1 protein-coding gene is annotated in these 279 nt (G+C 69.9%); it reads left to right on the forward strand.

Translation table 11 applies throughout. The annotated features are described in order from the left end of the window. Window positions 1–279, forward strand: a 279-nt coding sequence (locus EN804_RS36800; protein ID WP_135922459.1) for a PepSY-associated TM helix domain-containing protein, incomplete at both ends; no start/stop codon positions are given.

Below are 279 nucleotides of genomic sequence, written 5' to 3' on the forward strand. Positions count from 1 at the left end.
CCGGCACCGCCAGTTACTATCGCGAGGAAATCAGCCGCTGGATGCGCCCGGAGCTGCCCTCCAGCAACGTCAGCATCGACGTCGCCGCGCAGCGCGCGGTCGACTACCTGCAGGTCAACGCGGCCCAGGCCGGGAACTGGTTCGTTACCCTGCCGCAGCCGCGCAACCCGGCCATGCAGATGTTCTGGCGGCTGCCGCCGGAGCAGGCCGACCCCAGTCGTGGCCGTCGCGGTGGTTTCGGCGAAGCCACGCTGGACCCGAACAGTGGCCAGGCGCTGA

The sequence above is a fragment of the Mesorhizobium sp. M8A.F.Ca.ET.161.01.1.1 genome (genome assembly GCF_004792105.1).
Classification (GTDB): Bacteria; Pseudomonadota; Alphaproteobacteria; order Rhizobiales; family Rhizobiaceae; genus Mesorhizobium.